Consider the following 13,196-nt stretch of genomic DNA (forward strand, 5'->3'; position numbering starts at 1 on the left):
TGACCAAGTTGTGTCTCCATTAAGCACTGAACCCACTTGGCTAGTCAAGCAGTCCAAGTGGGTTCAGGCGGGAAAGTTGGATTACCTAATCGGGTAGGCGTCCTCAAGTTCGTGACGATCGCCGGGAAGGACCGTCTCCACGACGGCCCACGGCTTGCCGGTCGCATCGCAGGCGACGGCATAGACAGCCAGCAGCGCGGCCGAGGTCTTGACGCCGAGGAGGTCGCGCTCTTGCTGAGTGGGGTTGCGTGCGGTCACATGCTCGACGATGTGGTCCAGCTCGACACCGGCCGCGGCTTCGACGTAGCGCCGTACGCCCTGCTTGAGGTCGTCGGGCTCTGTTAGCGGGCTACCTTCGGCCACATCGGCCGGCACCCAGGTGGAGGAGATTTCAGACGCTTCGTCGTCGCGGGTGACGAGGGTCTTGCGGAGGACGACCGGCGACTTGGGCGTGATGTCGAGGTAGGCCGCGATGCGGTTGGGGGCCGGCACCGGCCCGGCGGACAGCAGCGAGCTTCCGACCTGGGTCTCTTTGCGGTCGAGCAGTTCCCGACCCGTGCGGACCTGCCGTCCGGAGGCGATGGCGGGGCGACCGCGTACGAATCGGCCCTTGCCCTGATGGGTGACGATCCACCCCTGATCTCGGAGTACGCCCAGCGCCTTGACCACCGTGGGCCGCGCCATGCCGAATTCGGCCATGAGTTGGTGTTCGCTCGGCAGCGGTGAGCCGGGCGGATATTCGCCTGATTCGATGCGCCGTTCAAGCTCGGCGATCAGTTGGGCGTACTTGGGAGGAGTGTATTCAAATGACATCAGAGCCCCGCATTCAACATGCCTGTCTAGCCAAGCAGGCTAGCAGTGCAGGTGTGTTATGCGAAGGCCCATTGCCGACAGGAGCCCGTAACCCCAGGGCAGCGAACTGCCGCCCCTAACGGACCTCACCCGTCAGCAGGTCGAACCAGGTCGCCCAGCCTTGCCGGAGCGACCACCGGTGAGTCTCGGCGATCTCCGGTTCTTCGTCCTTCTGGACGGTACGGCGGATGTAGGCCAGCCCGCCGGACTGGCACAGTTCGTAGAACCTGGCCTGACAGTCGCAGGTCCAGGCCAGGACCAGGACCCGCTGCGCAGGTGTGGGCTTCCACCACTCCAGTTTGCGGAGGTATCCCCGGCGGATGGGGACGTGTGCGCTGTGCAGGCGGTCCGGCTCGTCGAGGTCGTTCACGAGGCATTCCCCGCCAGGTACGGCGGAGGGGGGTACTGCTGGCGCAGCTGCCCGTACCGGTGAGCCACCCGGCGCCCGGCGGTGACGACGTCGGAGGCCGGGCCGAAGGCGTAGACGGGCCGCCCGCTGGTCGAGGTACGGCCCGAGCGCCAGCGGAACCAGCGGCCATCGGTCCACACGACCAGCTCGACCCAGACCGACACCAGCGCCAGCCCGTACCCCTCGTGGACATCGGCGGCCACGCCGTACTGCTCCAGTTCCAGGCGCAGCCGCTCGGCACACTGGGCAGCGGTGACGACCTGGGGGCGACGGCCCGCCACGAGCCGATCGGCGCTCATGACGCCACCGCCCTACGGCCCGAGCCCGAGCACTCGAAACACTCGACGGTGGACAGCTCCACGATCACGCCGTTAAGCCGGTACTCGGCATCCGCCGACGCCCGCCGAACGAGCCGCCAGCCCTTCCCCCGGCAGGCTCCGCACCTCTCCGTCTCCGTAACCATGGGGCAAGGGTCGTAATTGCAGGTCGCTCAACCCATCCCGCGCCGATATTCCGGCCGGGCATGCTGATATCCCTTGACGGGTTAACCCCAACCCGGAAGCTTGGAAATACAGGCAGTCAAGCAGACGCAAGGGGAAGCGCCTTATGCCCGCAGAAGCGGCGGAACCGGTCATGATCCCGCCCGACCTCTGGCAGCGCCCTGAAATGCTCGACGCCCTGAAGAAACGGAACATCGGGCAAGTTTTCCGGCTTATCAGGCAATACGCGGGGGTGAGTCAGACTCGCATTGGCATTGCCGTTAACCTCAGTCAGGGCAAGGTCAGCGAGATCATGCGCGGAAGCGCGCAGGTCACAGCGCTTGATGTGTTCGAGCGGATCGCCGATGGACTGCGCATGCCCGACCCAGCCCGGCTCGCTCTCGGACTCGCCCCCCGCTCGTCCGGCCGTACCCAGATCATCGAGGCCGCCTCATCCCGTCGCGCTATCCCTTCTCGGGATGGGATGCCAGCGAGTCAGCTCCTTAGCGTCGAAGGCGTGGTGATCGGCCCGCGTCCAACTGACGACCTTTGGGATGTCGACCTTCTGACGCTGGCCTGGGTAGTGGGAAGGCTGGATGCCCGGATGGACCGACGAACGATGCTGCTCCTCGCGGCTGGAATGACCGCCGAAACCGCGGCCTCTATCGCGGACCCCTGGGAGCGCCTCTCCCGTGCGCTGAGGGGGCCGCAGATGCTCGACGACGACACGATTGAACGGCTCGAAGCGCGCACCATCGGCTTCCACCGGCTCGAATACGTCATGCCCGCCCGAGCCATCTACCAAGGGCTCACGACGCACATCAACGAGCTGAGCACCCTGCTTCAGAGCGGCCCGCCCGAGCGCTACCGGCGCCGCTTGGCGGCAACAGCCGGCGAAGCCGCAACGCTGGCGTCCTGGATCGCCTGGGACCTCAAGCAGCCCGCGCAGTCGGCCTCATTCGAGCGCGTCGCCGCCCTGGCCGCCGAGGAGAGCGGGCACCGCGTCATCCAGGCATGCACGTACGCCTACCGGTCGTACGCTGTCAACGGCCCGGAGGCTGTCGAGCACATCCGACGCGCCCAGCAGTTCCTCCCGGCTGAGGGAGACGACGCGACCCGCGCATGGTTGCTGGCCCGCGAAGCCGAAGAGCTGGCCTCACTCGGCGACGGCCAAGCCGTCGAGCTGTTGCAGCGAGCCGAGGAAGCCCACACCCGAGCCCGGCCCCACCGAGAGCGCGCATGGACCCGCTTTCTCGACGCCGGACGCATGGCCGCCTTCCAACTCTCGACCTACGTACGGCTCGGCGATGAGCAGCACGTGACAGAGGCCGGCCAAGCCGCTCTTGCCGCTCTCGGGCAGGACGAGGACCAAAAGCGCGTGTCAGTCGTCTACGCCGACATCGCACAGGCACAGCTCCAAATCGGCGACGTGACCGAGGGAGTCGCCTACGCCCGCCGCGCCCTCGAAGCCGCCCAGCGCACCGAATCCACCTGGGGCATGCAGCACCTCGCCAAGGTCGAGAAGGCTCTTGCCGCCCGGCCCGACCAGGCCGCCCGCGAACTACTCGGCGACATCCGCGCTACTCGCCGCGCTCTGGGGCCGTCTCCCGCCTGATCCACTCCAAGTAATCCGGCGTGCCCTGCACGATCGGCACCGCAACGATCTCAGGTACCTCATACGAGTGCAGCTCACGCACGCAGGCGGCAAGGTCCTCGAAGCGGTCGGCGGTCGTCTTCATGAGCACCAACCACTCCTCCGCCTGCTGAACCTCACCGGCCCACCAGTAGGTAGAGGAAATAGGCGCGACCACCTGCGCACAAGCGGCTAGGCGCCGTGCAACAGCGGTAGACGCTATCTGGTCTGCCTCGTGACGACTACTAGTTGTTATCCGCACCTCAATAGACTTCATGATTATCCTTGGCCGTTCCCATCAGCGATGGACGGAGGTGACAGACTTCTTCACTAAATAATCTCGAATCAAGGAATGAGAAAACACGTAGCCCCCTCGGATGGGGGTTAGGATAGACGCCTTTCGTAAGGCATGAAAGCTGGGATAATATGGCTTTGGCAGAAGGTGTGCCTTGACTGCTACTCTTCGGCCGACATGTCTCGCTAGCAGTTCTGCGCCACCGTTCCTCATTCCCGATATGAGCGCAAAAGGCATAATGAAATAAGGAAGGAAAACAAAGAAGGGTAGGGAGGACATCTCAAGACCTCCCATGTCGAGCGGCAACACCAACATGAATAGGCTGAGGTATAGCGAAGCGCCCGCAATCGCGGCACACGTCAGACTAGTGAGAAGCAAAGATCTATTCTCTTGGCCCGGATACCTCGGCAGGTCCAGGATGCTTCGGGTGCTCGAAGTATTCCGCGCTAAGGCAACTGCGGGGTACAGCGCAACGGCGACTCCCGCTGTGAGGTAAGCTACAACGATCACTATGTTGCCCTGCAGGCTCGTATTCATGATGGCCGTAGCCAGGCCGCCCATCATGCAGTAGAGGGTCCCCCATATTCCAGCTATTCTTAGCATGTCGTGTTTCGTTACAGTCACTTTGAATGCTGCAGGCGCTGACGAGACCTCCCGCATCGCGAAGTTTCGTAGACCTATTGAAACGAAGACCGTGCCAATGATCGACATGCCTGCATAAGGGATTATCTCTTCAACAAAGAAAAAGAATGGCACTCGCATCGGTACATAGACCAACACGACGAGTGCGACCGCATGCCAGCCGACATATTGGCGAACTTTCTCCGAAAGGTGTTGATCCAATATAAGTCGAGGCAAGCGGTCGGGGTAAAAGGAATTTTCCTTTCGCGCTCGCATGGTCGATGCGAGCCGGGGGAGCCAGGAATCGAGACCGAGATCTGCCTGGGGAGACCTAACCTCCATCCGAGCACGAATCGCGGTGAAATAGTCGTTTATGACGGTCGACTTCCATGACCCTCTGACTAGATTGATGCGCTCGTGTTCAACTCCCGAATAAGCTTGCAATGCGAGAACCAAGAAAAGTGGCGTTCGCAATAAATCGCAGAAGCTTGCGTCGTTGGCTGCCTTCCGCCATAGGCCTCGTCGTTTCTCGTCGGCGCTTTTAAGGACATCTAACACTTCGCCTGCTGTCAAGGGAACGAGCTCGAGGCACCCGCGTACATCGATGGAGAGGTCGTCATCAACATATTCTTCAGTCCGGCAAGCAACAACAAGCCCGACCAAGCCATAAGAACGAGTGAGTTCATTCAGCGCTTCGGCGCATTGACTCCGACTCCTGCGGGGGAGCTCATCCAATCCATCGAAGATCAGAACGAGACTACCATCGGTCGTCCAGAATTCGGTCAATGAGCTAGGAATGCCATAGTTCGCCTGAATGTATTCCTTCCACCATTGCGCGAACTCGCCGCCTTCGCTATCCCAGCTAGACAAGTCAATATATAGCGGGATAGGGGCGTCACTATCAGCCTGAGCGCTTTCTACCAGCCCTGATGTGAGCTCCAATAGTGTATGTGTCTTACCGCCACCTCCCACGCCCAACACAAGCAAGCGCTCAGATGCCGTTTGATATGCGTCAAAGACGTCTCGAACATCGGTCCACCTACCTCTCCGGATAGCACTAACTCTGAAGCCTCTACGGACGTTGAAATAGCGACTTGAAAGCTCTATTTCAGGGATGTCGCTAGTTTCGCTCCAGAGTGAGGATAAACGAGATAGGTGTGTCGGTAGAACATTCTGTAGCAAGCGACGTCTTACCTTGCTGGCGAATCGGGCCGAGGGCCTGGAAGTTTTTCCATCTCTATCCGTCCTCCGCGCAATAACGGTCGCTAAAATCACACAGACTGAGGCCGCCGTAAAGCAAGCGGCCTGTATCCACCACTCCCCCTCTACCCGGTTAACCAACACGCCTGAGGCCACCGTCAGAATTGCCACCAGCAACGGAGGAAGCGCCTTGCGTATCTTCAGTGCGTTCATGCCCCTCCCTAACCTCCTGGTATGCGCAAATGCGACAGCAAGATACCTCAGCTCAACGATGCGGAGGAAGGTTGCAATGGCTTTGCCGGTCACTCACTGCAGTCTTGCCAGTCTGAACTGCCGAATTGTGCTTGTACGTATCAAGGCGGCGGCGCGGCGCGCCGCCGCTGGCGGCCCACCGCCTGCCCACCGGCCGGGCGTGCGGCCTGGGGGCCGGTCCCGGCCGGCGGCAGCTCGGGCCGCAATGCCGCAGCTCGGCGGTCCCAGCAGGTGGCAGGCTCTGCAGGACTGCCGGACTACTCGTCGTAGTCCCCCGCTGCCGTCATGAACCCCTCGAAGAACGCGTGGGCGGCTGACTGGTCGTGCTCAGGCACGTAGCCGAGCTTTCCGGCCTCCATTCCGCCGAACCACGCCACCGTTTGCCAAGCCGACTTGTAGGCCGTGCTCATCGGGTGTTCACGTAGTCCAGGAAACTTCCTAGCAATGCGAGTCCCTGCCTCGAATCCGCTCCGGTACGCTTCGCTGCTCTCATCCGCCATGGATGAATCATCGCTCACAAGTGGCTCATCGGGCCGATAATCATGAACTCAAACTCCAGCCTCCGGCGGGGGCGCTCCGGCGCCGGGATGCCGCCCGGCTGGAGAGCGCGGGGCCGCAGGTGGCTGATGTAGAGCCCGCGCATCCCTCCTGCCATCGACCCGGGCAAGCCCAGCAGACCAGCTCCTACGGCTCAAGCCCGTCTGTGCCTCTTGGCGTCCAATGGCCGAGGAACGGCGACCGGTTGACGTACACGCGAAGATGGGCTTGCGCCTCCGTCGCCGGCCTGCTGCTGCTCCGCAGCGGGTCGACGGCATACGGGATACGCGGACGGGGGAGGAGCGTGCGAGGGCCGCACGGGCCCAGGGGGCTTGATCGTGCGCCGCAAGGACGGCAGCCTTACCCGGGAAGCAGGGTGAACGCGGGCACGTGCACGGGGCGGACCGCGGCGAAGTGGCGCACGTCGAGCGTGAACACCTCGTTGACCTTCAGGCGCTCGGCCACAGCGACGACCGAGGCGTCTACGGCGCCGAGGGGGAAGTCCGCATAGCGTTCGACCAGCGCGGCGACTCTGGAGAGGTCAGGCTTGGTCAGCTCGACGAGCGTGAACACGTCCGACTCGAGAGCGTGGAGAAACGTGGCCTCCGGTGCGGCACCGCCGAACCTGGAGATCATGTAGCACACTTCGGCCGCGACGAAGCTGGGGATGAGGAGCTCTCGGCGCGCATCATGGAGGCGCTTGAACTCACCGACACAGCGCTCATGATCGGCATCGTCGGAAATCGTGGCGGCCACGAGCGGGCCCGTGTCGACGACGATCACTCGCCGTGTCCGAAGCCTTCAGCAAGGATCTCTTCGGTACGGGCGGCCACATCCGAGCGGCCGGCACGGACGGAGCCGAAGAACGCCGGAGGCCATGACTCGCTCTCGGCGTGCTCGGAGGAGTGCACCAGTCGCAGCGTGTGCGCGCGGATCTCCCGGAGCTGGTCTCCGGTGAGCTGGTCGACCAGCCGATGCATGTCCTCGTACTCTTCAGGGGCAGCAGCCGTCATGGCTCCGAGTCTACGTGGTGGAACTGATCGTTTCCGAGCCGTGCAATATGCGTGCAATGATCTTGGGGACCAAGGCCGAGCATGCCCGCTTCGGCGCAGGTCAAGAGCGTCGAGTAACCGGGAATGGTCACGCGCTGTAAAACCGTCGGCTCAGCCTACCCAGGTTCGAACCCTGGACCTGCCACCAGCAGAACAGCAGCTCAGAGGCCCTCCGGGGCCTCTTCTGCTTTTCCGGCCCATGCAGCCGTAGGCCACTCTGAGCCCCCGTCTCTCGCCGGTCCACCAACAAAACGGCGAAGGGCCCCGGCGGGCCTCCGGGACCCTGTCTGTGCCGATCTCGACTCACGCCGCCAGGGCGGCATCGATCCTCCGTTGGCGATCTCCATGCCCTGATGTACCGGCGAACGGTGCTGCTACTCGCGGCCGGCATGACCGCTGAAACCGCGGCCTCCATCGCGGCCCCCTGGGGACGGCCTTCCAGCTCTCCACCTACGTACGGCTCGGCGACGATCAGTACGTGACAGAGGCCGGCCAAGCCGCCCTTCCAGCTCTCGGCCAGGACGAGGACCAAAAGCGCGTGTCCGTCGTCTACGTCGACGTCGCACAGGCATAACTACAGATCGGCGACGTGACCGAGGGAGTCGCCTACGCCCGGCGCGCCCTTGAAGCAGCCCAGCGCACCGAATCCATCTGGGGCGTGCAACACCTCGCCAAGGTCGATAAGGCCCTCACAGCCCGGCCCGACCGAGCCGCCCGCGACCTACTCGGCGACATCCGCGCTACTCGCCGCGCTCTTGGGCCGTCTCCCGCCTGATCCACTCCAAGTAGTCCGGCGTCCCCTGCACAATCGGCACCGCGACGATCTCAGGCACCTCGTACGAGTGCAGCTCACGCAGACAGGCGGCGGGGTCCTCGAAGAAGCAATGGGTCCCGTTACCTGGGCGCACGCTGCCAGTCGGCGAGTGACAACCGCCGAAGCGATCCGGTCAGCCTCTCGCCTAGTGCCCGCAGGTCGTTGATCGCTTTATCGACATAACGCCGAACGCGGAACGCCCGACGATCACACAAGTGGTGATCGCCGGGCGTCTTCCGTCTTGCTTAGCAGCAGGACTTACCCGCGCTCACCGTCTCCTTTTCGGCGTCGTCGGTGGTGCAGCAGACAGAGTCGGCCTCCTTGGTGAGAGTGTCGGCGTCGGCCTTGACCACGTAGACCTCCCAGGGCTCGTTCCCGGGGCCGTGGACCCACACCTTGTCCTGAAGGGCGTAGCAGCAGGTGGTGTCGTTCTCCTCGAAGGTGGCCAGGCCGGCCTCCTTCAGGCGCTCGGTCGCCGCCGTGACCTGATCGCTGTCCTCGACCTCGACGCCGAGGTGGTCCATCCGCGTCGGCTCACCCGCCTCACCCTCCAGCAGGACGAGCTTGAGCGGCGGCTCGGCGATGGCGAAGTTGGCGTAGCCGGGCCGCCGCTTGGCGGGCTCGACGCCGAACAGCTTGGAGTAGAACGCGATCGAGCCTTCCAGGTCGGCGACGCGCAGAGCGAGTTGAACACGGGACATGGGTGTCCTCCCTCGGCTGTGAAGTGGCGGGCAGTCGAAGCCGCACGGCTGCTTCGATGAACTTCTAATCAACAGATACCCGGAGTTTGTGCCCTTGCCTAGATCTGTGTCAAATTAGAGGTATGTCGAAGCAAGAGCTGCCGATCATCGGCGCAGGCGTGGACGTGCCCGGCGCGGCGTGCTGCGCGCCGCTGGCGTGCCAGCCATTGTCGGAGAGCGAGGCCGCCGAGCTGGCCCCGTTGTTCAAGGCGATCGCCGACCCCGTACGGCTGCGCCTGCTGTCCCTGATCGCCTCCCACGAGGGCGGCGAAACCTGCGTGTGCGACCTGACGGCCGCCTTCGACCTCACCCCGCCGACCATCAGCCACCACCTCAAGGTCCTCAAGCAGGCCGGGCTGATCGACTCCGAGCGCCGGGGCACCTGGGTGTACTACTGGATCAAGCCCGAAGTCCTGGCCCGCATGTCGGCCCTGATCGGCCCGGCGTCGGCAGGCCTCGCCGTTACGGCGTGACCACGGGCATCGGACGGCGGGCTTTCGCCGAGTTCCTGGGTAGCGGCCTGCTCGTCGCCGTGGTGATCGGGTCAGGCGTCATGGCCGCACGCCTGTCGCCGGACGTCGGGATACAACTGCTGGCCAACAGCGTGGCCACCGCGGCTGCTCTGCCGGTCATCATCACCCTGGTCGGGCCGGTTTCCGGCGCGCACCTCAACCCGGTCGTCTCCCTGGTCGACTGGCTGCTCGGACGCCGGGAGCGCACCGGGCTGACCGCCCGCGAGGTCGTCGCCTACCTGCCCGCCCAGGTCGCCGGAGGCATCGCCGGGGCGGTGCTGGCCAACCTCATGTTCGCCCTGCCGCCGGTGACCGCCTCCACCCATGTGCGGGCTGGCCTGTCGCTGTGGCTTGGCGAGGTCGTCGCGACCGCCGGCCTGGTCGCGCTCGTCGTCGCTCTGGCCCGGCAGGGCCGGGCGCATCTGGCCCCGCCGCTGGTGGGGGCCTACATCGGGGCCGCGTACTGGTTCACCAGCTCGACCAGCTTCGCCAATCCCGCCGTGACGATCGCCCGGGGCTTCTCCGACACCTTCGCCGGGATCGCCCCCGCCTCAATCCCCGCGTTCGTCGTCGCCCAACTGCTCGGAGCCCTCGTCGGAGCGGTCATCGCCGTTGCCCTGTACCCGACGCCGAGCCGCCCGCCCGCAACCGATGTCCGCCGGGACGACCGTGCCCATGACGTCGTCGTGCCGCACTCGTCCTGACCCCTGCCGCTGAGCCCGTCAAGGAGCCCCACGTGTCCGACATCCCCGAGGTGCTGTTCGTCTGCGTGCACAACGCCGGACGCTCCCAGATGGCCGCCGCCCTGCTCGACCACCACGCCGCCGGTCGGGTGCGGGTCCGGTCCGCCGGATCGGCTCCCGCCGGCACGATCAATCCTGCCGTGATCGCGGTCATGGACGAATTCGGTCTCGACCTGTCCAAGGAGTTTCCCAAGCCGCTGACGACCGAGGCCGTCCAGGCCGCCGACGTCGTCATCACCATGGGCTGCGGTGACGCCTGCCCCATCTTCCCCGGCAAGCGCTATCTCGACTGGCAGCTCGACGACCCCGCAGGCAAGCCCGTCGACCAGGTTCGCCCGATCCGCGACGAGATCGACCGCCGCGTACGCGACCTGCTCGCCGAACTCGTCCCCGCCCACTAAATCGGCGTCATCTCAGCCCGGCCCGGCATCGGCTGGGCCGGTCTCTCGTTACTTCCACAAGAGGCACTTCATCGTTTATCGTCGATTAACGATGAACGAGGGAACGAGGCCGCTCGACCGGGCCACCGCCGCCGAGTACGCCAGTTGGTTCAAAGCCCTGGCCGACGCCACACGCATCCAGATCGTGACCCTGCTCGCCCGCGCCCAGACGCCGATGGCGGTCAAAGAGATCGTGGAGGCCGTCGAGGTCGGGCAATCGACCGTCTCGGCACATTTGAAGGTGCTGGCCGAGGTGGGGTTCGTCCTGGTCGAGCATCGCGGAACGGCCAGCCTGTACCGGATCAACGACGCGTGCGTGGAGTGTTTTCCCACCGCCGCCGACGTCGTCATGGGCCGCCCCATTCCCGACCCTGCACCCTGCTGAAGGGGGAAGCTCATGTCCGAGAACGTGGAAGCAGTCAGAGCGGGTGTCGTCATTCGCTACGGCGAACTGGCCAAGGCCGCCCAGGCGGGCAAGCAGGTTATCGACTGCGAGTCGCAGGAGTTCACCGACGGTTGCTTCGGCGCGGCTGGCTACGACGACACCACCGGCCTGCCCGGCGGAGCCCTCCGGGCGAGCCTGGGATGCGGCAACCCGGTCGCCGTCGCCGGCCTCCAGCCCGGCGAAACCGTCCTTGACCTGGGATCGGGCGGAGGCATCGACGTCCTGCTCTCGGCCCGCAGAGTCGGCCCGACCGGCAAGGCGTACGGCCTGGACGCCACCCCTGAGATGATCGAACTGGCCACGGCCAACGCCACCGAGGCCGGAGCGACCAACGTCGAGTTCCTGCACGGCCACATCGAGGACATCCCGCTCCCCGGCGGCAGCGTGGACGTCATCATCTCCAACTGCGTGATCAACCTGTCCGCCGACAAACCCCGCGTGCTCGCCGAGGCGTTCCGCGTGCTCAAGCCCGGCGGCAGGCTCGGCGTCTCCGACGTCATCGCCGACGACGGACTCGACCCCGCTCGGCGCGCCGAGGCCGAACATCTCGTCGGCTGCTCGGTCGGCACCCTCACCGAACCCGAGTACCGCACCCTGCTCGCAGAGGCGGGGTTCACCACGTACACGATCACGCGCACCCAGGCCGCGACCGGCGGCCTCCACTCGGCGATCGTCCAGGCGTCCAAGCCCGCAGCGCCGTCAGGCCTCACCATCCGCCCCATGTGGGAGACCGACGCGGCGCAGGTCCTCGCCATCTACCAGGCCGGTCTCGACGGCGGGAACGCCAGCTTCGAGACCACGGCACCGATCTGGCAGGCATTCGACGCCGCGAAGCTGCCGCTCCACCGGCACGTCGCCGTCGACGCCGTCAGCGGGCAGGTCGTCGGCTGGATCGCGGTCAGCGCCGTCTCCTCCCGCCGCGTCTACGCCGGCGTGGTCGAGCACTCCGTGTACGTCCACCCCGGCCACGGTGGCCGCGGAGTCGGACTGGCCCTCCTGAACGCCCTCATCCAGTCCACCGAGACCGCGGGCGTCTGGACCATCCAGTCGGGCATCTTCCCTGAGAACACCGCCAGCCTGCGCCTGCACGAGAAGGCCGGCTTCCGCGTCGTCGGCACCCGCCACCACATCGGCCGCCACCACGACCGCTGGCGCGACGTCGTCCTCCTCGAACGCCGCAGCACCGTCACGGGCGCATGACCAGTTCGGGTATGGCTTGGGCCGCCAGCATGATCCTTGTGATGCTGCCGGTCAGCGCCACGAGCAGCAGGAGGGAGGGCGGTGGCAGAAGTGTGAGGACCGTGCCCAGTATGACCGTGTCCAGGACGGCCACGGTTCCCGTGCCGACGAGTGCGGCCAGCCGTACTGTGCGGTAGTGCCGTCCCTCCCGGATGGCGATCAGCAGCATGAGCACGGCCGACCCCAGCAGGAGGCCGAGGGCCAGGCGTGATGACAGCGGGATCGTCGAGGCCCAGGCGTTGCCGGTGACCAGAACGGCTCCCCAGCTCAGCCCGACGATCGGCCCGGCCACGAGCAGCCTGAACGCGGCTTGCCTGCCGGGAGAGGCACGGACGAAGGCGGCGGTGACGGTGTCGGCGTCGCCGAAGTCCGCCAGTGCGGCCCGGGCCGCCGCGTCAGGATCGCCGAGCCGCTCCATCTGGTCGTCGTACGAGGCGAGGAGACCGTCGGCGAGCTCCTCCACCACGGGGTCGGGGAGCCGCTTGGCGAGCGTCTGAAGGTGACGTTCGATCAGTTCGTGGCCGGCCACGGTCCACCACCCAGTGCCGCGGATATGACGGCGGCGAACTCCTGCCAGTGGTCGCGTGCCCCCGCCAGTGAGCGTCGCCCCTGCTCGGTCAGCTCGTAGGTGCGTCGTCTGCGACCGCCCACCACCGACCAGCTTCCCTTGATCAGTCCCGCGCGCTCCAGACGGTGCAGCGCCGGGTAGACGGTGCCGGTGGGCAGATCGAGTCTGCCGCCTGTGGCGTCACGCAAGGCTTCCTTCACCGCGTAGCCGTGCTGCGGCCCATCCTCCAGCGTGGCGAGCAGGAGGCCATCCAGGTGACCTTTGAGTGCTTCCGCCCTCATAGGTAGTAACGCTACATCTGCTCTTTCCATCGGCCAAGACCCGGAGTAGCGTCCCTATAGGTAGCGTCCCTACGTATTGGAGAT

General features: G+C 65.3%; 18 protein-coding genes. 6 read left to right on the forward strand and 12 right to left on the reverse strand.

Annotation, left to right across the window (positions count from 1 at the left end):
• Nucleotides 1–81 precede the first annotated feature (81 nt).
• From QSK36_RS31355 to QSK36_RS31365, 3 genes are all read right to left on the reverse strand, one after another.
• On the reverse strand, nucleotides 82–813 hold the full coding sequence (locus QSK36_RS31355; RefSeq protein WP_285784868.1) for a GntR family transcriptional regulator: 732 nt from the start codon (nucleotides 811–813) through the stop codon (nucleotides 82–84).
• 115 nt (nucleotides 814–928) lie between these two features.
• A complete protein-coding gene (locus QSK36_RS31360) occupies nucleotides 929–1,222 on the reverse strand; it encodes a hypothetical protein (RefSeq protein WP_285784869.1) in 294 nt (97 codons plus the stop codon).
• Nucleotides 1,219–1,560, reverse strand: a complete 342-nt coding sequence (locus QSK36_RS31365) for a hypothetical protein (RefSeq protein ID WP_285784870.1) — start codon at nucleotides 1,558–1,560, stop codon at nucleotides 1,219–1,221. Before QSK36_RS31365 ends, QSK36_RS31360 begins: the two co-directional genes overlap by 4 nt.
• Nucleotides 1,561–1,867: 307 nt before the next feature.
• Here QSK36_RS31365 and QSK36_RS31370 point away from each other — a divergent pair, with 307 nt between their 5' ends.
• Nucleotides 1,868–3,355 carry a helix-turn-helix domain-containing protein gene (locus tag QSK36_RS31370; protein ID WP_285784871.1) on the forward strand — a complete coding sequence of 496 codons (1,488 nt, stop codon included), beginning with the start codon at nucleotides 1,868–1,870 and terminating at the stop codon, nucleotides 3,353–3,355.
• On the opposite strand, the gene cutA (QSK36_RS31375) is transcribed toward QSK36_RS31370, so the two are convergent.
• The 7 genes from cutA (QSK36_RS31375) to QSK36_RS31405 form a co-directional block, all read right to left on the reverse strand.
• Complete coding sequence (gene cutA / locus QSK36_RS31375) at nucleotides 3,321–3,650, reverse strand: divalent-cation tolerance protein CutA (protein ID WP_285784872.1); 330 nt, start codon at nucleotides 3,648–3,650, stop codon at nucleotides 3,321–3,323. The genes QSK36_RS31370 and cutA (QSK36_RS31375) overlap by 35 nt on opposite strands.
• Nucleotides 3,651–3,671: 21 nt before the next feature.
• Nucleotides 3,672–5,795 (reverse strand): NACHT domain-containing protein, encoded by a 2,124-nt coding sequence (locus QSK36_RS31380; RefSeq protein ID WP_285784873.1) that lies wholly within the window; start codon nucleotides 5,793–5,795, stop codon nucleotides 3,672–3,674.
• Nucleotides 5,796–5,998: 203 nt separating this feature from the next.
• On the reverse strand, nucleotides 5,999–6,241 hold the full coding sequence (locus tag QSK36_RS31385; protein ID WP_142622531.1) for a hypothetical protein: 243 nt from the start codon (nucleotides 6,239–6,241) through the stop codon (nucleotides 5,999–6,001).
• A 397-nt stretch (nucleotides 6,242–6,638) separates the two neighbouring features.
• Nucleotides 6,639–7,061: a type II toxin-antitoxin system VapC family toxin gene (locus QSK36_RS31390; RefSeq protein WP_285784874.1), complete on the reverse strand. Its 423-nt coding sequence runs from the start codon at nucleotides 7,059–7,061 to the stop codon at nucleotides 6,639–6,641.
• On the reverse strand, nucleotides 7,058–7,291 hold the full coding sequence (locus tag QSK36_RS31395; protein ID WP_285784875.1) for a hypothetical protein: 234 nt from the start codon (nucleotides 7,289–7,291) through the stop codon (nucleotides 7,058–7,060). The genes QSK36_RS31390 and QSK36_RS31395 overlap by 4 nt, the downstream gene beginning before the upstream one ends.
• 779 nt (nucleotides 7,292–8,070) lie before the next feature.
• Nucleotides 8,071–8,238, reverse strand: coding sequence for a divalent cation tolerance protein CutA (cutA, locus tag QSK36_RS31400; protein WP_352241224.1), 168 nt, complete (start codon nucleotides 8,236–8,238; stop codon nucleotides 8,071–8,073).
• A gap of 151 nt (nucleotides 8,239–8,389) precedes the next feature.
• Entirely contained in the window at nucleotides 8,390–8,845 is a 456-nt protein-coding gene (locus tag QSK36_RS31405) for an ArsI/CadI family heavy metal resistance metalloenzyme (protein ID WP_285784876.1), read from the reverse strand.
• Between the two features lie 122 nt (nucleotides 8,846–8,967).
• Here QSK36_RS31405 and QSK36_RS31410 point away from each other — a divergent pair, with 122 nt between their 5' ends.
• The 5 genes from QSK36_RS31410 (at nucleotide 8,968) to arsM (ending at nucleotide 12,224) form a co-directional block, all read left to right on the forward strand.
• The gene (locus tag QSK36_RS31410; RefSeq protein ID WP_285784877.1) at nucleotides 8,968–9,357 is read left to right on the forward strand and encodes an ArsR/SmtB family transcription factor; all 390 of its coding nucleotides are present in this window, start codon (nucleotides 8,968–8,970) and stop codon (nucleotides 9,355–9,357) included.
• Entirely contained in the window at nucleotides 9,354–10,100 is a 747-nt protein-coding gene (locus QSK36_RS31415; RefSeq protein WP_285784878.1) for an aquaporin, read from the forward strand. Before QSK36_RS31410 ends, QSK36_RS31415 begins: the two co-directional genes overlap by 4 nt.
• Nucleotides 10,101–10,132: 32 nt before the next feature.
• Nucleotides 10,133–10,540, forward strand: a complete 408-nt coding sequence (locus QSK36_RS31420; RefSeq protein WP_285784879.1) for an arsenate reductase ArsC — start codon at nucleotides 10,133–10,135, stop codon at nucleotides 10,538–10,540.
• Between the two features lie 91 nt (nucleotides 10,541–10,631).
• Entirely contained in the window at nucleotides 10,632–10,964 is a 333-nt protein-coding gene (locus QSK36_RS31425) for an ArsR/SmtB family transcription factor (protein WP_183533839.1), read from the forward strand.
• A gap of 12 nt (nucleotides 10,965–10,976) precedes the next feature.
• Entirely contained in the window at nucleotides 10,977–12,224 is a 1,248-nt protein-coding gene (gene arsM / locus QSK36_RS31430; RefSeq protein WP_285784880.1) for an arsenite methyltransferase, read from the forward strand.
• Here arsM and QSK36_RS31435 read toward each other — a convergent pair.
• Both QSK36_RS31435 and QSK36_RS31440 read right to left on the reverse strand, forming a co-directional pair.
• Nucleotides 12,211–12,792, reverse strand: a complete 582-nt coding sequence (locus QSK36_RS31435) for a hypothetical protein (protein ID WP_285784881.1) — start codon at nucleotides 12,790–12,792, stop codon at nucleotides 12,211–12,213. The genes arsM and QSK36_RS31435 overlap by 14 nt on opposite strands.
• On the reverse strand, nucleotides 12,774–13,112 hold the full coding sequence (locus tag QSK36_RS31440) for a PadR family transcriptional regulator (RefSeq protein WP_285784882.1): 339 nt from the start codon (nucleotides 13,110–13,112) through the stop codon (nucleotides 12,774–12,776). Before QSK36_RS31440 ends, QSK36_RS31435 begins: the two co-directional genes overlap by 19 nt.
• Nucleotides 13,113–13,196 lie beyond the last annotated feature (84 nt).

This window comes from Microbispora sp. NBRC 16548 (genome assembly GCF_030268985.1).
Taxonomy (GTDB): domain Bacteria; phylum Actinomycetota; class Actinomycetes; order Streptosporangiales; family Streptosporangiaceae; genus Microbispora; species Microbispora catharanthi.